Consider the following 16,216-nt stretch of genomic DNA (forward strand, 5'->3'; position numbering starts at 1 on the left):
CGGCGGGGACGGGGCATGAGACGCCTGGGCCCGGCCGAGGCGGCGGCGGCGCTGGCCACGCATCCCCTGCTGCGCGGCGGCTTGCCGGAAGGCTATTCCCTGCCACGCTTCGCCGAGGGCGCGGTGGAGATCGCGCTGGACACGGCGCCGCCCGATCTGCTCGCCCGGCATGGCGTCATCCTCGAAGGCCGCGCTGCCGCCGGGGACCGGCTGCTGCTGGGCGGCGGACCGGCGGCCTCGCTGCGGATCGTCTTTGGCGCTGCCGCGCGGGGCGACAGCCTGTTCGCGCTGGATGACGCCGCGCCGGGCAGTCAGTTCAAGCTGAAGATCACCGGCGGCGGGCATGTGTTCGCCGTGGCCGGCGGCACGGGGCGGCACAATTTCCAGGTCTCACTGCGCAGCGGGGAAGCGTTGTTCCTGCTCGGCCGCGACAGTTCCACCAATGGCGGCAATGCCATGGTGGAAGGCCCGGGGCGGCGCATGCTGGTGGGGGATGACGCCATGTTCGCGGTGGGCGTCCAGCTTCGTAACGCTGATTCTCACGGTATCGTCGATCTCGCCACCGGGGAGCAGGTGAACCTGCCGGAAGACGTGCTGGTCGGGCCGCATGTCTGGCTGGCCGCCGGCGCCAGCGTCATGAAGGGCGTGACGGTCGGGCGGGGCGCCATCGTGGCGGCGCAGGCCATGGTGACGCGGGACGTGCCGCCCTGTTCCCTGGCGGCCGGCATCCCGGCCCGGGTGATGCGGGAAGGCGTGTCCTGGACCCGCCAGTCTCGCCCGGATGCCAAGCGTGTCGCGGCGCTGCGAGACACCCTGGGCTGGTCCGGAACCGCTCCAGGGCATGGCGAGGGCGGGTGAGCCTGGGCAAGGCCGGTTGCGGCGGGCTCGCCCGGGTTGCGCCGCCCACCCGCCTCAGTCGCCCACCTGCCGCATCCAGTCGGCCAGGTTGTAGAAATTGGAAACCCGCGCGATGCGCCCGCCCCGGATCTCGAAGAAGGCGCCGGCGGGCAGGATGTAGCGCTGCCCGCGCGCTTCCGGCAGGCCCTCATCGGTGGTGAGGTAGGTGCCGTGCACGATGAACTCGGCGGCGGCGCGGCTGCCACCGGGCTCCGTCATCACCACCATGTCACGCAATTCTTCCCGGTAATGCGCGTTCATGCGGTCCATGAAGGCGCGAAAGGCGGGAATGCCGTATTCCCGGCCGCCCTGGTTGATGTCGTGCGCCACATCCTCGGTCAGCAGGGCCAGCATGCCATCCACGTCGCCGGCGTTGAACGCCTCGTAATACGAACGGATCAGTGATTCGGTGCTTGCCATGTGGGAACTTGCCCCTTTCTTGCCCGTGTGTGGGGTGCATCTTATGGTGCGGCGCGCAACCGGGCCGCAAGTCACCGCGCCGCCAGAACAGCCGAGACGCCATCGATGAGCCAGACCAAAACCGGGAAGCCCCTCAGCTTCCAGGACATCATCCTCACCCTGCACCGGTTCTGGGCGGCGCAGGGCTGCGTCATCCTGCAGCCCTATGACATGGAAATGGGCGCCGGCACCTTCCATCCGGCGACCACGTTGCGCGCTCTGGGCGACAAGCCCTGGAAGGCCGCCTATGTGCAGCCCTCCCGCCGGCCTTCCGACGGCCGCTATGGCGAGAACCCGAACCGGCTGCAGCATTACTACCAGTACCAGGTGATCCTGAAGCCGAGCCCGGCCGACCCGCAGGCCCTGCTGATCGAGAGCTACCGCGCGCTCGGCATCGACCCCGCCCTGCACGACATCCGCTTCGTCGAGGATGACTGGGAAAGCCCAACGCTGGGCGCCTGGGGCCTGGGCTGGGAGGTATGGTGCGACGGCATGGAGGTGACGCAGTTCACCTATTTCCAGCAGGTCGGCGGCATCCCCGTGCAGAAGCCCTGCGCCGAGCTGACCTACGGCCTGGAGCGCCTCGCCATGTACATCCAGGGCGTCGAGAACGTCTATGACCTGGATTTCAACGGCGAGGGCGTGACCTATGGCGACGTCTTCCTGCGTGCCGAGAAGGAATTCAGCGCCTTCAACTTCGAGCACGCCGACACCGCCCTGCTGTTCCAGCACTTCAAGGACGCGGAAGGCGAATGCGCCGCGCTGGTGGAAAAGAAGCTGGCCCTGCCGGCCTATGACCAGTGCATCAAGGCCAGCCACGCCTTCAACCTGCTGGATGCGCGCGGCGCCATCTCCGTGACGGAGCGCGCCAGCTATATCGGCCGCGTGCGCGCCCTGGCGAAATCCTGCTGCGAAACCTGGCTCGCCCCCGATTCGACCTCCGGGCGGCCTGGCGCCTGACGATCCCGCCTCCCTCCGCGATCCGGCCCCTGTTTGCTGTGTAAGGCCCCCGATGCCCGAACTTCTGCTTGAATTGTTCTCCGAGGAAATCCCCGCGCGCATGCAGGCGCGCGCCGCGGAGGACCTGCAGCGGCTGATGGGGGAGGCGCTGAAGGGCGCGGGCCTGCAGGCTGCCAGCCTGCGCACCCTGTATGGCCCCCGCCGCCTGACCCTGGTGGCGGAACTGCCGGAAGGCACCGCAGAGGTGCGGGAGGAGCGGCGCGGCCCACGCGCGGATGCCACCGGCCCGGCGCTGGAAGGCTTCCTGCGCTCCACCGGCCTCACGCGCGACCAGCTCGAAACCCGGGAGGTGAAGGGCACCGCCTATCTTTACGCGGTGATCCACCGGCCCGGCCGGCCCACCCCCGCCGTGCTGGCGGAGATCATCCCGAACCTGCTGCGCCGCTTCCCATGGCCGAAATCCATGCGCTGGGGCGGCACCAGCGGCTTCATCTGGGTGCGGCCGCTGAAGCGCATCCTGTGCCTGTTCAACGGGGCCGTGGTGCCGTTCTCCCTCGCCAATGGGGAGGATGACGGTCATGGGCTGGTGGCGGCGAACCTGACGGAAGGCCACCGCATCCTGTCGCCCGGCGCCTTCGCCGTCGCGGATTATGCCGATTACGCGGCGCAACTCGCCGGCCGGCACGTGGTTATCGACCCCGCGGAGCGCGCCAAGCTGGTGCGTGACGGTATCGCGGCGCTGGCCGCGGCGGAGGGTGTCGAGGTGGTGCCGGATGAGGGGCTGGTGGCCGAGGTCGCCGGGCTGGTGGAATGGCCGGTGCCGTTGCTGGGCCGCATCGACGATGCCTTCATGGACCTGCCGCCGGAGCTGATGCGCACCACCATGCGCGTCAACCAGCGCTACTTCGCCCTGCGCCGGCCGGATGGCACCGCCGCCCCCTTCTTCGCCGTGGTGTCTAACATCGCCGCGAAGGATGGCGGCCGGGCCGTGGTCGGCGGCAATGAGCGCGTGTTGCGCGCCCGCCTGTCCGATGCCCGCTTCTTCTGGGACCTGGACCGCCGGCAGACCCTGGAATCCTACCTGCCGAAGCTGGATGGCGTGGTGTTCCATGCGAAGCTCGGCAGCCAGGGGCAGCGGGTGCGCCGGCTGGAGCGCCTGGCGCGCTGGCTGGCGGGCAGGCTGGGCGCTGACCCGTCGCTCGCCGCCCGCGCCGCGAGGCTGGCCAAGGCCGATCTCGCCACCGGGCTGGTGGGAGAGTTCCCGGAACTGCAGGGCATCATCGGCCGCTATTACGCGGCGAAGGACGGCGAGGACCCGCGCGTGGCCGAGGCGGTCGCCGCGCATTACCGCCCGATGGGGCCAGGCGATTCCGTGCCGGAAGAGCCCGTCGCCGTCGCGGTGGCGCTGGCGGACAAGCTGGACCAGCTGGCCGGCTTCTTCGCCGCCGACGAGCGCCCGACCGGCTCCGGCGACCCTTACGCGCTGCGCCGCGCCGCCCTCGGCGTGATCCGCATCCTGCGCGAGAACGGGCTGCGCCTCAGCCTGTCCGACGCGCTGGCCGAGGCCTTCTTTGGCTACCCGCAGGCCGTCGGCATGACGGCCGAGCCGGAATTCGGCATGGCGGTGGCGCAGGAGGCCATGAAGAACGGCTTCCGGCCAGATCCGAAATCCGACCACCCGCCGATGGTGGCCGCTTTCGCCGCCGGGCTGCTCGACTTCCTGGCCGACCGCCTCCGCGTGCAGCTCCGCGCGGAAGGGGAGAGGCATGACGTGCTGGCCGCGACCTTCTCGGCTGGCGGTGGCGACGATCTGGTGCGCCTGCTGGCGCGTGCCAGCGCCCTGCGCGGCTTCCTGGAGGGCGAGGACGGGGCGAACCTGCTGGCGGCCGCGCGCCGTGCCGCCAACATCCTGCGCATCGAGGACAAGAAGGACGGCCCGCACCGCCCGGAAACCGATCCCGCCCTGTTCGCGGCGGAGGAGGAGCGCGCCTTGTCCGCGGCACTGGACGCCGCGCTGCCCAAGGCGCATGCCGCCCTGGCGGCCGAGGATGATGGCGCGGCCATGCTCGCGCTCGCGGAACTGCGCGCCCCGGTTGACGCGTTCTTTGACAAGGTCGTGGTAAATGATGCGGATGCGCGGCTCCGGCGCAACCGCCTTGGCCTGTTGGCCCGCCTCCGGGATGCGATCGACCAGGTGGCGGATTTCTCCAAGATCGAAGGCTGAAGGGAACCCTAGGATGCAGAAGTGGGTGTACGGCTTCGGCGCCGGCCGCAATGACGGCAAGGCCGAGATGCGCAACCTGCTGGGGGGCAAGGGTGCCAACCTGGCGGAAATGGCCTCGATCGGGCTGCCCGTGCCGCCGGGCTTCACCATCACCACCGAGGTCTGCACCTACTATTACGCGAACGGGAAGCAGTACCCCGCCGAGCTGAAGGCGCAGGTGGCCGAGAACCTGGCCCGCATCGAGCAGGCGGTCGGGTTGAAATTCGGCGACGAGCAGAAGCCGCTGCTGGTTTCCGTCCGCTCCGGTGCCCGCGTTTCCATGCCGGGCATGATGGACACGGTGCTGAATCTCGGCCTGAACGACCGCACGGTGGAAGGGCTGGCCGCCGCCTCGGGCGATGAGCGTTTCGCCTGGGACAGCTACCGCCGCTTCATCCAGATGTATGGCTCCGTGGTGCTGAGCGTCGATCACCACCGCTTCGAGGAGATCATCGAGGACGCCAAGCTGGACAAGGGCGTTTCCGAGGACACCGAGCTGACCGCCACCGACTGGAAGAAGGTCGTCGGCGGCTACAAGGCGATGGTGGAGGAGGTGCTGGGTTCCCCCTTCCCGCAGGAGCCCGAGGCGCAGCTCTGGGGCGCCATCGGCGCGGTGTTCGGCTCCTGGATGAACCAGCGCGCCAACACCTATCGCCGCCTGCACGACATCCCGGCCGACTGGGGCACGGCGGTGAACGTCCAGGCCATGGTGTTCGGCAACATGGGCGATGATTGCGCGACGGGCGTCTGCTTCACCCGCGACCCGTCCACCGGCGAGAACATCTTCTACGGCGAATACCTGATCAACGCCCAGGGCGAGGATGTGGTGGCCGGCATCCGCACGCCGCAGCCGATGAGCGAGGCCCGCGCCAAGCCGGGCGAGCGCAGCATGGAAAAGGCCATGCCGGCGGCCTATCAGGAACTCGTCCGCGTCCGTGAAACGCTTGAGAAGCACTACACGGACATGCAGGACATCGAGTTCACCGTGCAGCAGAACAAGCTGTACATGCTGCAAACCCGCAACGGGAAGCGCACCGCCGCCGCCAGCCTGAAGATCGCCGTGGACATGGCGCGCGAGGGGCTGATCGACGAGGCGGAGGCGGTGAAGCGCGTCGCCCCCGGATCGCTCGACCAGCTTCTGCACCCGACGCTGGACCCGAAGGCGCCGCGCACCGTGCTTTCCAAGGGCCTGCCGGCCTCGCCGGGCGCCGCCTGCGGCACGGTGGTGTTCTCGGCCGACGAGGCCGAGGCGCGCGCCGCCAAGGGCGAGAGCGTCATCCTGGTCCGCATCGAGACCAGCCCCGAGGACATCCACGGCATGCATGCCGCCAAGGGCATCCTCACCACCCGCGGCGGCATGACCAGCCACGCGGCGGTGGTGGCGCGCGGCATGGGCCGGCCCTGCGTGGCGGGCGCCGGCGGCGTGGTGGTGGATTATGCCAGCCAGCAACTCATGGCCGGCGGCAAGACCATCCAGGCGGGCGAAACCATCACCCTCGATGGCGCCACGGGCGAGATCTTCCTGGGCGCCGTGGCGATGGTGGAGCCGAAGCTGTCCGGCGACTTCGCGACGCTGATGGGCTGGGCCGACAAGTTCCGCCGCATGAAGGTGCGCGCCAACGCCGAAACGCCGCTCGACGCCGACACCGCCCGCAAGTTCGGCGCCGAGGGCATCGGCCTGTGCCGCACCGAGCACATGTTCTTCGACCCCGAGCGCATCGGCGCCGTGCGTCAGATGATCATGTCGGACAGCGAGGGCGGCCGCCGCGACGCCCTGGCCAAGCTGCTGCCTTTCCAGCGCAAGGACTTCACCGAGCTGTTCCGCATCATGGCGGGGCTGCCCGTGACCATCCGCCTGCTCGACCCGCCGCTGCACGAGTTCCTGCCGCACCGGGAGGAGGAGCTGGCGGAGGTTGCCGAAAGCCTCGGCGCCGACCTCGCCGCCATGAAGCGGCGCGCGCTGGACCTGTCGGAAGCCAACCCGATGCTGGGCCATCGCGGCTGCCGCCTGGGCGTGACCTATCCCGAGATCTACGAGATGCAGGCGCGCGCCATCTTCGAGGCGGCCGTCGCCACCGCCCGGGAAACCGGCAAGGCCCCGGTGCCCGAGATCATGATCCCGCTGGTGGGCGCCAGGAAGGAGCTGGAGATCACCCGCGCGCAGATCGACAAGGTGGCCAAGGAGGTTTTCGCCGAGGCCGGCACGACCATCGAATACCTGGTCGGCACCATGATCGAGCTGCCGCGTGCCTGCCTGACCGCTGATTCCATCGCCGGCGTGGCGGACTTCTTCTCCTTCGGCACCAATGACCTGACGCAGACCACCTTCGGCCTGTCCCGCGACGATGCCGGCAAGTTCCTGCCTTACTATGTGGAGAAGGGCATTCTGCCGAAGGACCCGTTCGTGTCGATCGACCCGGATGGCGTCGGCGCGCTGGTGGAGATCGCCAAGGACAAGGGCCGCGGCGTGAAGCCTGACATCAAGCTCGGCATCTGCGGCGAGCATGGCGGCGACCCGGCCTCGATCACCTTCTGCGAGGGCGTCGGGCTGGATTACGTGTCCTGCTCCCCCTACCGCGTGCCGGTGGCCCGGCTGGCGGCGGCGCAGGCGGCCCTATCGGCGGCGGGCGGCGACCGGACGGCCTGAATGAAGGGCCGCGGGATCATCCCGCGACGATGACAGTGCCGGAGGCCATGCGCCTCCGGCCTTCGCCTGGAGCGGGTTCCGTTCGCACCGGCTCACGGACGCCGTTCCAGGCCTTTGCTTTTATGAGCATCTTCGCCCGATCGGGTGATGCCATCCGGTCGGGATCGGCTTTGGAGCCTTAGCCCGCCTTTTCCGGCAATTGCATCCAGTCCGGCACGGAAGCGGTCAGCACCGCCGTCCCGCAGGACAGCTTTTCCCCCGGCGGCACCGACAGCCGCAGCAGCGCCAGCCCATGGCCTTCGATGCCGGAGCGCATCTCGCCCACTTCCGCCTCGCCCCGCAGGATGGGGGTGCCGGGGGCAGGAAGCGGGCCTTCCACGGCCACCGGGAACAGCCGCTTCTTCAGCAGGCCCCGGTATTTTGTGCGGGCGGTCAGCTCCTGGCCCATGTAGCAGCCCTTGGTCCAGGAAACCCCGCCAAGCTCGTCGAAGCCGGCTTCCAGCAGCACGGATTTCTCGGCCTCCATGTCCGGGACGCCATCCGGCAGGCCGAGCATGAGGCGGTGGCGGTTGTAATCGCCGGCCTCCCCCCCGGGGGTGGCGCCGGCCGGCAGGATGGCGCGCCATCCCGCTTCCGGCAGGCGCGGGTCGGCGGCGGAAACTCCTTCCGGCCGCGGGGTTCCGCCCCATCCGGCCCACACCGCCAGCCCTTCCGCCACGCCCAGCGAGACCCTGGAACGCAGGCGGAAGCGGGACAGGCGCTGCACCAGCATGGCTGCCTGATCGGTGGCCACGTCCAGCAGCAGCCGGTCGCCATCCGCGAAGACAAAGAAATCCGCCAGCCACTTGCCCTGCGGCGTCAGCAGCGCGGCCCAGACGGCCTGGCTCGGCGCGGCCTGCGCCACGTCGTTTGAGACGAGTCCCTGGAGAAAGGCGATGCGGTCCTCGCCGGACAGGTCGAGAACGGCGCGGGCGGGCAGAAGGGCGATCGGCATGCAGGCAATTTTGGCCCGATCAGCCCTCAGAACAAGCGGCGGCGCTGCACGGCGCGGCGCAACCATGCTATGCGCCGGCCCAACCATGCGAATCCTGTTCGTGACCGCGACCCGCATCGGGGATGCGGTGCTCTCCACCGGCCTGCTCGACCATCTGCTGCGGAGCTATCCCGAGGCGCGGATCACGGTCGCCTGCGGCCCGGTGGCCGAGGGAGTGTTCGCCCGCATGCCCCGGCGCGAAGCCACCATCGTGCTGGAGAAGCAGAGCTTTTCCCGCCATTGGCTGAGCCTGTGGCGGCAGGTGGCGGGGCGGCGCTGGGACCTGGTGGTGGATCTGCGCGGCTCGGCCCTGGCCTGGCTGGTGCCGGCCGGCCGGCGTGCCGTGATGCGGGGGGGGCGGCGGCCGGGGCACCGCATCGGTCATCTGGCCGGGGTGCTGGGCCTGCAACCGGCGCCACATCCGGTGGCCTGGTTCAACGGTGCCGACATGGCGCGCGCCGCCGCCCTGCTGCAGGGGGGCGGGCCGTTCATCGCCCTCGGGCCCAGCGCCAACTGGGCCGGCAAGGTTTGGCCACCCGAACGCTTCGTGGCGCTGTTCCGCGCCCTGACTGCGCCCGGAGGCCCGATGCCGGGCGCGCGCCCGGTGATCCTGGCCGGACCGGGAGCCCTGGAAGCGGCCATGGTGGCCCCCGTGCTGCAGGCGCTGCCGGATGCGCTAAACCTGTCCGGCCAACTGGAACTGCCCGAAGCGGCGGCGGTGCTGTCCCGCTGCGCGCTGTTTGTCGGCAATGATTCCGGCCTGATGCACCTGTCGGCGGCAGCGGGCGTCCCGACGCTGGGGCTGTTCGGTCCAACGCCGGCGGATGAATACGCCCCTGTCGGCCGGCAGGCTCGCGCCGTGCTGGCGGATGGCCCGGTCGGCACCGCGTCGATGCGCGACCTGCCGGTGGAAAAGGCACTGGACGCCGCCACCCGGCTGCTGGATGGCGCGGCGACGGTGGCGGCCTGATGGCGCAGCCACGCCGGCCCGTCCGGAAAGCAGGCAAGGCGGCGCGGGCGCTCCTGCGGTCCCAGGCCCGCTGATGCGGATCGCCCAGATCATGGCCGGGGCCACCATGGGCGGCGCCGAAGGCTTCTATGAGCGCCTGACCCTGGCGCTGCACCGGGCCGGGGACACGGTGCTGCCGGCCATTCGCCGCGATTCCGCCCGCGCGGCGCGGTTGTTGGCCGGCGGGGTCGAGCCCTTGCAGCTTCCCTTCGGCGGTCCGCTGGATCTGTTGACGCGGCCGCGCCTGCGCTGGGCGTTGCACCGCTTCCGCCCCGATGTGGCCGTGGCCTGGATGAACCGTGGGGCGGCAAAGGCGCCGCGCGGGCCTTGGCCGCTGGTAGGGCGGCTCGGTGGCTATTACGACCTGAAGTATTACCGCCATTGCAACCATCTGGTCGGCAACACGCGCGACCTTGCGGCCTGGATCGCCGCCCAGGGCTGGCCGGCGGAGCGCACCCACTACCTGCCCAATTTCGTGGACGACATGGCCGGGGCCACCCCGGCGGCGCTGGAACTGCCCTCAGGTATGCCCGTGTTGCTCGCCCTTGGGCGGCTGCACCGCCACAAGGGCTTCGACACGCTGCTGCGGGCCTTGCCGTCGCTGCCCGGCACCGTGCTGCTGCTCGCGGGGGAGGGGCCGGAGCGCGCCGCGCTGGAAGCCCTGGCGGCGGAGCTGGGAATCGCGGGGCGGGTCCGCTTCCTGGGATGGCGCCAGGACGCGGCGGCGCTGCTCGCCGCCTGCGACATCTTTGTTTGTTCGTCCCGCCACGAGCCGCTCGGCAACATGGTGATCGAGGCCTGGAGCGCCCGCCGCCCGGTGGTCGCCGCCGATGCGCAGGGCCCTTCGGAACTGATCCGGGATGGCGAAACCGGCATGCTGGTGCCGAGGGACCGGCCCGAGTCGCTGGCCACTGCCATCGCCGCGCTGCTCGACAATCCTGCGCGCCGCGCCGCCCTGGCCGAGGCGGGGCGTGCCGCCTATGCGGCGGAGTTCGCGGAGGCGCCGGTGCTTGCGCGCTGGCGCGGCTTCCTGCAAGGGGTTGCTGCGCCTCGTTCTTCCGCCCCCGGGCGCGCGCCATCCTGACCACTCCCCGGGCGGGCGGAGACGATGCTTTCGCATGTGCGGCATTGCCGGCCTGATCCTGCGCCAAGGCCAGATCCCTGACGCGATGACCCTGCAAAGGCTGACGGCGGCGCTGGCGCACCGGGGGCCGGACGGGGCGGGGCACCATGTCTCGGCCAATGTGGCGCTCGCGCATACGCGGCTGGCCATCATCGACCTGGCCGGCGGCGACCAGCCGCTGTTCGCGGGGCCGGCGGCACTGGTCGGCAATGGCGAGGTTTATAATTACCGCGAGCTGCGGGAGCTGAACCAGCTCGGCTGCGCGACGGGGAGCGATTGCGAGCCGCCGCTGCATCTGTACCGCCGGGACGGGATGGCCTTCGCCGACACGCTGCGCGGCATGTATGCGCTGGCGATCCATGACCGGGTCGCGCGGCAGGTGGTGCTGGCGCGCGATCCCTTCGGCATCAAGCCGCTCTACACCGCCGAGGTGGCCGGGGGCATCGCCTTCGCCTCGGAGCCGCAGGCCCTGCTGGCGGCGGGGCTGGTCCAGCCGCGCCTGCGCGCCGAATCCCGCGCCGAATTGCTGCAGATGCAGTTCACCACCGGCGCCGAGACCATCTTCGAGGGCATCAACCGGGTGCTGCCCGGCGAAAGCATCTGCATCTCCGATGGCAGCGTGACGGAGCGGCGCCGCCGCGCCGCATTGTCCGAGGGCGGCCCCGTCGCCGCCACGGAGGAGGAGGCGCTGGCCCGCTTCGGCGCCGCCTTCCGCGACAGCGTCGAGATGCACCAGCGCAGCGACGTGCCCTATGGCATGTTCCTGTCCGGTGGCACCGACAGCGCCGCCGTGCTGGCGATGATGGCGCGGCTGAACGAGGCGCCCGTGCGCGCCTTCACCGCCGGCTTCGACGTGCCCGGCGCCGCCGATGAGCGGGAGCGCGCCGCTGCCTTCGCCCGCGCTGCCGGCGCGCGTCATGCCACGGTGATGGTGTCCGAGCATGATGTGTGGCGCCACCTGCCGGAGATCGTCGGCGCCGTGGACGACCCGGCGGCGGATTACGCCATCATCCCCACCTGGTTCCTAGCCCGCCGCGCCCGGCAGGAGGTGAAGGTGGTGCTGTCGGGGGAGGGCGGGGACGAGATCCTGGGCGGCTATGGCCGCTACCGCGCCGCCATGCGCCCCTGGTGGCTGGGCGGCAAGGCCCCGCGCACCCGGGGCGCCTTCGACCGTCTGGACGTGCTGCGCCAGCCGCCCACCGGCTGGCGCGACGGCGTGGCGGCGGCGGAGGCCGCGGTGGCGCTGCCGGGCCGCACCCGCCTGATGGCGGCGCAGGCGCTGGACGTGGCCGACTGGCTGCCCAACGACCTTCTGATCAAGCTGGACCGCTGCCTGATGGCGCATGGCGTGGAGGGGCGCACCCCGTTCCTCGACCCCGCCATCGCCGAGGCCGCCTTCCGCCTGCCGGACTCGCTCAAGGTGCGCGGCCATGCCGGCAAGTGGCTGCTGCGCGAATGGCTGGCGCGCAACTTCCCCGCCGCCGATCCGCACAAGCCGAAGCAGGGCTTCACCGTGCCGGTGGGGGCCTGGATCGCCGCCCAGGGCGGGAAGCTCGGCCCCTTGGTGGCGGCCCAGCCCGGCGTGGCGGAGATCGCCAGGCCGGACCGCGTCGAAGCCCTGTTCAAGGCGGCGGCGGGCAAGCGGGAAGGCTTCGCCGCCTGGCACCTGCTGTTCTACGCGCTCTGGCACCGGCGCCACGTGGAGGGCTTGGCCCCGCAGGGCGACACCTTCCATTACCTCAGCCTGCGCTAGCGTCTGCCCGCAAGGCCGCAGGCCATCCACGGAGGCGGCGGGCCACATCGGGGGCGAATGCCATCGGGCAGGCCGGCCGCGCTGGCGCTTGACGGCTCCGTGACGCAACAGCCGCGATGGGCGCGGGTTCTGCCCGGCAACAGCCACCGGAGCAGAACGCCATGCCGCAGCCCGCCATTCCTTCCCGCCGGGTCATGATCGGCTCCCTGACGGCGGGGCTCGGCTCGCTGGCGGCGGCCTCCGCCGCGGCGCAGGGTGGTGGAGGCCTGCCGGCCACGCCCACCGGACGCCCGGACCCGCAGCTGGAGCGGCCGCCGCAACAGGCCGAGGACCGGCGCCTGGGCTGGGCCGTGGCAGGGCTCGGGCATTTCGCCCAGGCCTATGCCCTGCCGGCATTGGGGCGGGCGCTGATGTCGCGCCCGGCCGGGCTGATCTCCGGCAGCCCGGACAAGCTGCGCGCGGTGGGCGCCCGCTACGGCATCGGCGAGGCCCATCGCTACGGCTACGACATGGCGCGGCTGCGCGACGATGATTCGGTGCAGGTGGTTTACGTGATCACCCCCAACTCCACCCATGCCGAGCTGACGGTGCGGGCGCTGGAAGCCGGCAAGCATGTGATGTGCGAGAAGCCGATGGCGACCTCGGCCGCCGATTGTCAGCGCATGATCGATGCCGCGAAGGCGGCGGGGCGCCGGCTGATGATCGCCTACCGCGCGCATTTCGAGCCCTACAACATGGAAGCCAGGCGGATGGCCGAGGCCGGCGAGCTGGGCCGGATCTGGTTCGCCGCCTCCGACCACCACAGGCCGCTCGACCCTTCCAAGCCGCGCGACGAATGGCGGATGCGCAAGGACATCGCCGGCGGCGGCTCCCTGGTGGATATCGGCATCTACTCGCTGAACGGGCTGATCTGGCTGCTGGGCGAGGAGCCGGTCGCGGTGACCGCCACCATCCATTCGCCGCCCGGCGACAAGCGCTTCGCCGAGATCGAGAACGTCATGACGGCGCAGCTGGAATTCGCCTCGGGCGCGCGGGTGAACATTTCCTCCGGCTACACGGCGGACAAGAAGCGCATCGACCTGTGGGGCGACAAGGCGGTGGCGGTGCTGGACCCGGCCACCGCCTACAAGGACAACAGGCTCACCCTGTCGAACGCCAGGGAACAGCGGCAGGTCATTTCGGAAGCCGCCAGCGCCGAGCAGTTCACCGGCGTCATCGACCATCTTTCCAACGCCATCCTGAACAACGGCGCGGTAGCCACGCCGGGCGAGATGGGATTGCGCGACATGCGCATCATCGAGGCGCTCTACCGCAGTGCCGCCACGCAGCAGCGGGTGGCGCTCAACCCCGACATGACGATGAAGGGTTGAGCGTCCGGCTCAGTTAATGACCGGCGTCGGCTCGGCGTAGAGCGGGCGGGAAACGTCCAGCGGGTTGCGGATCACCATGCCCGGGTCGGGATAATAATCCACGAACAGGTTCACGCGCTCCCGCTTGCCCTTGTTCTTCACCGAATGCCGCACCCGGTTATTGAAGTCATAGGCGTGGCCCATCAGCATGGTGAACTTGCGGCCGTCGATCTTGTATTCGACGGAGGGGGTGCTGCTCAGCGAGACATGGATGCGGTGGGCCTTGGCGGCCATCGCATGGCCGTCGATGTGCGGGTCAATGGTCCCGCCGCCCTTCAACCGCACCAGGGCGAGCCGGCTGACCACGCCGCGCGGCTTCTTCAGCGGCGCGATGGCCTGCTCCACCACCGGCTCCAGCACGTCCTTGTATTTGAGCCATTCAGGCAGGGTGTAGACCGGCCAGATATCGGTGTCCTCCCGCGCGATGGGCAGGAACTTGCTGGCGTCATGGCCCTTCTGCTGCGCCCAGACGCTGATCAGGTCCTCGAAATGCTGCAAACCGCTGGTGGAGGCGGTGGGATGCCATTCCGTCTTGATCAGGATGTTGTCCGTCGCCGAATGCGCGCTGGCGGCCAGCGCGTCCTGGCGGAAGGTGTTGCCGGTCCAGTCGGCCTCGGTCAGCCCTTCCACCAGCTTGATGAGCCCCGAAACATCGACGGGGCCGAGATCCTTGAGCGGTACGCCAATATCCATAGTCGCTGTTCCCCCAGGCAGGGAGGTTGCCTCCGCTGCCCGGGGCAAGTCAATCGCACGCCCCCGGCGTCACTCCTCGACGAACGGGTTCTTGCCGCCGCGGCAATGCAGACGGATCGGCACGCCCGGCATGTCGAAGGTTTCGCGGAAGCTGTTCACCAGGTAGCGGCGGTAATCTTCCGGCAAATCCTCGGCGCGCGGGCCGAAGATGGCGATGGTCGGCGGCCGCGCCTTCGGCATGGTGGCGTAGCGCAGCTTGATGCGGCGGCCATTGGCCAGGGGCGGGCTGTGCTTGGCCACCGCCCCCTCGAACCAGCGGTTCAGCTCCCCGGTGGGGATGCGGCGGTTCCAGCGCTCCATCACCTGCCGCACGGCCGGCATCAGCCGGTCCACGCCCTTGCCGGTCATGGCGGAGATGGCCACCACGGTGATGCCCTTGAGCTGCGCCAGGGAGGTTTGCAGCGTGTCCTCCAGCGCCTGCCGGGCGGCGGCGCGGTCCTCCACGGCATCCCACTTGTTGTAGGCGATCACCACGGCGCGGCCTTCCCGCTCGGCGAGGCGGGCGATGCGCAGATCCTGCTCGTCCATGCCGAGGAGGGCGTCCAGCACCAGCACCGCGATCTCGGCTTCCTTCAGCGCGGCGATGGTGGAGGCCACCGACATCTGCTCCAGGTCCTCGCTGATGCGCGCCTTCTTGCGCATCCCCGCGGTGTCCACCAGCCGGACCTTGCCCTCGGCATCCTCCCACTGCACCGCGACGGCGTCGCGCGTCAGGCCCGGCTCGGGGCCGGTGATCATGCGCTCCTCGCCCAGCAAGGCGTTCAGCAGGGTGGATTTGCCGGCATTCGGTCGGCCCACGATGGCGAGGCGCAACGGGCGGTCCCGGTCGCGGACCTCCGGGTCCTCCTCCTCCGGCAGCATCTCGGCCGTGGTGGTGTGCAGGTCGGCGATGCCTTCGCCATGCTCGGCCGAGATCGCCACGGGATCGCCGAGGCCAAGCTCATAAGCCTCCATGGCGGCCATGCCGCCGCCGCGGCCCTCGGTCTTGTTGGCCACCAGCAGCACGGGGGCGGGCTGGCGCCGCAGCCAGGCGGCGAAGGCGCGGTCGGAGGGGGTGACGCCCGCCTTGGCGTCGATCACGAACAGCACCAGGTCGGCCTGCCGGACCGCCACCTCCGAGGAAGCGCGCATGCGCCCCGCCACGGTGTCGGGCGGCGCTTCCTCCAGCCCCGCCGTGTCCAGCAGCAACACGTCGCGGCCGCCAAGGCGCGCCTGCACTTCCTTGCGGTCGCGGGTGACGCCGGGGGTGTCGTTCACGATCGCCAGCTTGCGGCCGGCCAGACGGTTGAACAGCGTGGACTTGCCGACATTGGGCCGGCCGATGATGGCGATACGGGGGAGCATGATGGGCGGGGCTTTAGCCCGGAACGGCGCACAGGGGAAATGAAACCCGCCGCGCCATGCCGGCGCCGGTGCGGCAAAGCCAGCCTTTCATCGCTGGCGATGCGGGGAAGGGCGTCAGGCCCACCCGCAGGAGCGGGCGGGGAATGCCTAGCCCGCCGGGGGGATGGCGGGCTTCTTGCGCGGCGCGGCCGAGCCGAAGCGCGCTTCCTCGGCCTTGAAGAAGAACTGGCTGGCGACCAGCCAGCCCTTCAGGGGGCGCAGGGGCGGGATGCAGCTCGCCAGCATGAAGGGCAGGGTCGTGACGAGGTGGACCCAGTAGGGCGGCTCGAACTTCGCCTCGATCCAGAGGGCGAGGATGACGCTGGGGATGCAGGCGAAGCAGATGACGAAGAAGGCCGGGCCGTCCGCCGGGTCGGCATAGGAATAATCCAGGCCGCATACCTCGCAGCTCGGGCGCAGCTTCAGGAAGCCGCTGAACAGATGCCCTTCGCCGCAACGCGGGCATCGGCCGCGCAAGCCGGTGTGGATCGGTGACAGCGGGGGCCATTCCTGTTCGGACGGCATGG

At 70.4% G+C, this 16,216-nt stretch carries 13 protein-coding genes; 8 read left to right on the top strand and 5 right to left on the bottom strand.

Annotated features, from left to right (window positions below):
- The first annotated feature begins 15 nt into the window (after positions 1 to 15).
- A complete protein-coding gene (locus tag F0Q34_RS22245; protein WP_149810233.1) occupies positions 16 to 858 on the top strand; it encodes an acyltransferase in 843 nt (280 codons plus the stop codon).
- A 54-nt stretch (positions 859 to 912) separates the two neighbouring features.
- Here F0Q34_RS22245 and F0Q34_RS00750 read toward each other — a convergent pair whose 3' ends face one another.
- Positions 913 to 1,317: a ketosteroid isomerase-related protein gene (locus F0Q34_RS00750; RefSeq protein ID WP_149810234.1), complete on the bottom strand. Its 405-nt coding sequence runs from the start codon at positions 1,315 to 1,317 to the stop codon at positions 913 to 915.
- 105 nt (positions 1,318 to 1,422) lie between these two features.
- Here F0Q34_RS00750 and F0Q34_RS00755 point away from each other — a divergent pair, with 105 nt between their 5' ends.
- Genes F0Q34_RS00755 through ppdK form a run of 3 tightly spaced genes read left to right on the top strand, consistent with a single transcriptional unit; the run spans position 1,423 to position 7,226 of the window.
- The gene (locus F0Q34_RS00755; RefSeq protein WP_149810235.1) at positions 1,423 to 2,316 is read left to right on the top strand and encodes a glycine--tRNA ligase subunit alpha; all 894 of its coding nucleotides are present in this window, start codon (positions 1,423 to 1,425) and stop codon (positions 2,314 to 2,316) included.
- Positions 2,317 to 2,368: 52 nt separating this feature from the next.
- Complete coding sequence (glyS, locus tag F0Q34_RS00760; protein ID WP_149810236.1) at positions 2,369 to 4,540, top strand: glycine--tRNA ligase subunit beta; 2,172 nt, start codon at positions 2,369 to 2,371, stop codon at positions 4,538 to 4,540.
- A gap of 13 nt (positions 4,541 to 4,553) precedes the next feature.
- The gene (gene ppdK, locus F0Q34_RS00765) at positions 4,554 to 7,226 is read left to right on the top strand and encodes a pyruvate, phosphate dikinase (protein ID WP_149810237.1); all 2,673 of its coding nucleotides are present in this window, start codon (positions 4,554 to 4,556) and stop codon (positions 7,224 to 7,226) included.
- Between the two features lie 178 nt (positions 7,227 to 7,404).
- Here the strand turns inward: ppdK and ygfZ are convergent, their stop codons facing one another.
- A complete protein-coding gene (gene ygfZ, locus F0Q34_RS00770; RefSeq protein WP_149810238.1) occupies positions 7,405 to 8,220 on the bottom strand; it encodes a CAF17-like 4Fe-4S cluster assembly/insertion protein YgfZ in 816 nt (271 codons plus the stop codon).
- Between the two features lie 85 nt (positions 8,221 to 8,305).
- On the opposite strand from ygfZ, the gene F0Q34_RS00775 reads away from it, so the two are divergent.
- The 4 genes from F0Q34_RS00775 to F0Q34_RS00790 all read left to right on the top strand — a co-directional run bounded on the left by F0Q34_RS00775 (position 8,306) and on the right by F0Q34_RS00790 (position 13,514).
- Positions 8,306 to 9,229, top strand: a complete 924-nt coding sequence (locus tag F0Q34_RS00775) for a glycosyltransferase family 9 protein (RefSeq protein ID WP_149810239.1) — start codon at positions 8,306 to 8,308, stop codon at positions 9,227 to 9,229.
- 73 nt (positions 9,230 to 9,302) lie between these two features.
- The gene (locus tag F0Q34_RS00780) at positions 9,303 to 10,352 is read left to right on the top strand and encodes a glycosyltransferase (RefSeq protein ID WP_149810240.1); all 1,050 of its coding nucleotides are present in this window, start codon (positions 9,303 to 9,305) and stop codon (positions 10,350 to 10,352) included.
- Between the two features lie 34 nt (positions 10,353 to 10,386).
- Entirely contained in the window at positions 10,387 to 12,144 is a 1,758-nt protein-coding gene (gene asnB, locus F0Q34_RS00785) for an asparagine synthase (glutamine-hydrolyzing) (protein WP_149810241.1), read from the top strand.
- A 161-nt stretch (positions 12,145 to 12,305) separates the two neighbouring features.
- Entirely contained in the window at positions 12,306 to 13,514 is a 1,209-nt protein-coding gene (locus F0Q34_RS00790) for a Gfo/Idh/MocA family protein (RefSeq protein WP_149810242.1), read from the top strand.
- Positions 13,515 to 13,523: 9 nt separating this feature from the next.
- Here the strand turns inward: F0Q34_RS00790 and F0Q34_RS00795 are convergent, their stop codons facing one another.
- The 3 genes from F0Q34_RS00795 to F0Q34_RS00805 all read right to left on the bottom strand — a co-directional run bounded on the left by F0Q34_RS00795 (position 13,524) and on the right by F0Q34_RS00805 (position 16,214).
- Entirely contained in the window at positions 13,524 to 14,246 is a 723-nt protein-coding gene (locus F0Q34_RS00795) for an aspartyl/asparaginyl beta-hydroxylase domain-containing protein (RefSeq protein WP_149810243.1), read from the bottom strand.
- 69 nt (positions 14,247 to 14,315) lie between these two features.
- Positions 14,316 to 15,650, bottom strand: coding sequence for a ribosome biogenesis GTPase Der (gene der / locus F0Q34_RS00800; protein WP_149810244.1), 1,335 nt, complete (start codon positions 15,648 to 15,650; stop codon positions 14,316 to 14,318).
- Positions 15,651 to 15,797: 147 nt separating this feature from the next.
- Positions 15,798 to 16,214, bottom strand: coding sequence for a DUF983 domain-containing protein (locus tag F0Q34_RS00805; protein WP_149810245.1), 417 nt, complete (start codon positions 16,212 to 16,214; stop codon positions 15,798 to 15,800).
- Between the last annotated feature and the right edge of the window lie 2 nt (positions 16,215 to 16,216).

The sequence above is a fragment of the Teichococcus oryzae genome (assembly GCF_008386565.1).
In the GTDB taxonomy this organism is placed as follows: Bacteria; Pseudomonadota; Alphaproteobacteria; order Acetobacterales; family Acetobacteraceae; genus Pseudoroseomonas; species Pseudoroseomonas oryzae.

Coding starts and splice junctions, on each gene's coding strand:
- F0Q34_RS22245 (WP_149810233.1), top strand. CDS start 16: ATGAGACGCCTGGGCCCGGCCGAGGCGGCGGCGGCGCTGGCCACGCAT.
- F0Q34_RS00750 (WP_149810234.1), bottom strand. CDS start 1,317: ATGGCAAGCACCGAATCACTGATCCGTTCGTATTACGAGGCGTTCAAC.
- F0Q34_RS00755 (WP_149810235.1), top strand. CDS start 1,423: ATGAGCCAGACCAAAACCGGGAAGCCCCTCAGCTTCCAGGACATCATC.
- glyS (WP_149810236.1), top strand. CDS start 2,369: ATGCCCGAACTTCTGCTTGAATTGTTCTCCGAGGAAATCCCCGCGCGC.
- ppdK (WP_149810237.1), top strand. CDS start 4,554: ATGCAGAAGTGGGTGTACGGCTTCGGCGCCGGCCGCAATGACGGCAAG.
- ygfZ (WP_149810238.1), bottom strand. CDS start 8,220: ATGCCGATCGCCCTTCTGCCCGCCCGCGCCGTTCTCGACCTGTCCGGC.
- F0Q34_RS00775 (WP_149810239.1), top strand. CDS start 8,306: ATGCGAATCCTGTTCGTGACCGCGACCCGCATCGGGGATGCGGTGCTC.
- F0Q34_RS00780 (WP_149810240.1), top strand. CDS start 9,303: ATGCGGATCGCCCAGATCATGGCCGGGGCCACCATGGGCGGCGCCGAA.
- asnB (WP_149810241.1), top strand. CDS start 10,387: ATGTGCGGCATTGCCGGCCTGATCCTGCGCCAAGGCCAGATCCCTGAC.
- F0Q34_RS00790 (WP_149810242.1), top strand. CDS start 12,306: ATGCCGCAGCCCGCCATTCCTTCCCGCCGGGTCATGATCGGCTCCCTG.
- F0Q34_RS00795 (WP_149810243.1), bottom strand. CDS start 14,246: ATGGATATTGGCGTACCGCTCAAGGATCTCGGCCCCGTCGATGTTTCG.
- der (WP_149810244.1), bottom strand. CDS start 15,650: ATGCTCCCCCGTATCGCCATCATCGGCCGGCCCAATGTCGGCAAGTCC.
- F0Q34_RS00805 (WP_149810245.1), bottom strand. CDS start 16,214: ATGCCGTCCGAACAGGAATGGCCCCCGCTGTCACCGATCCACACCGGC.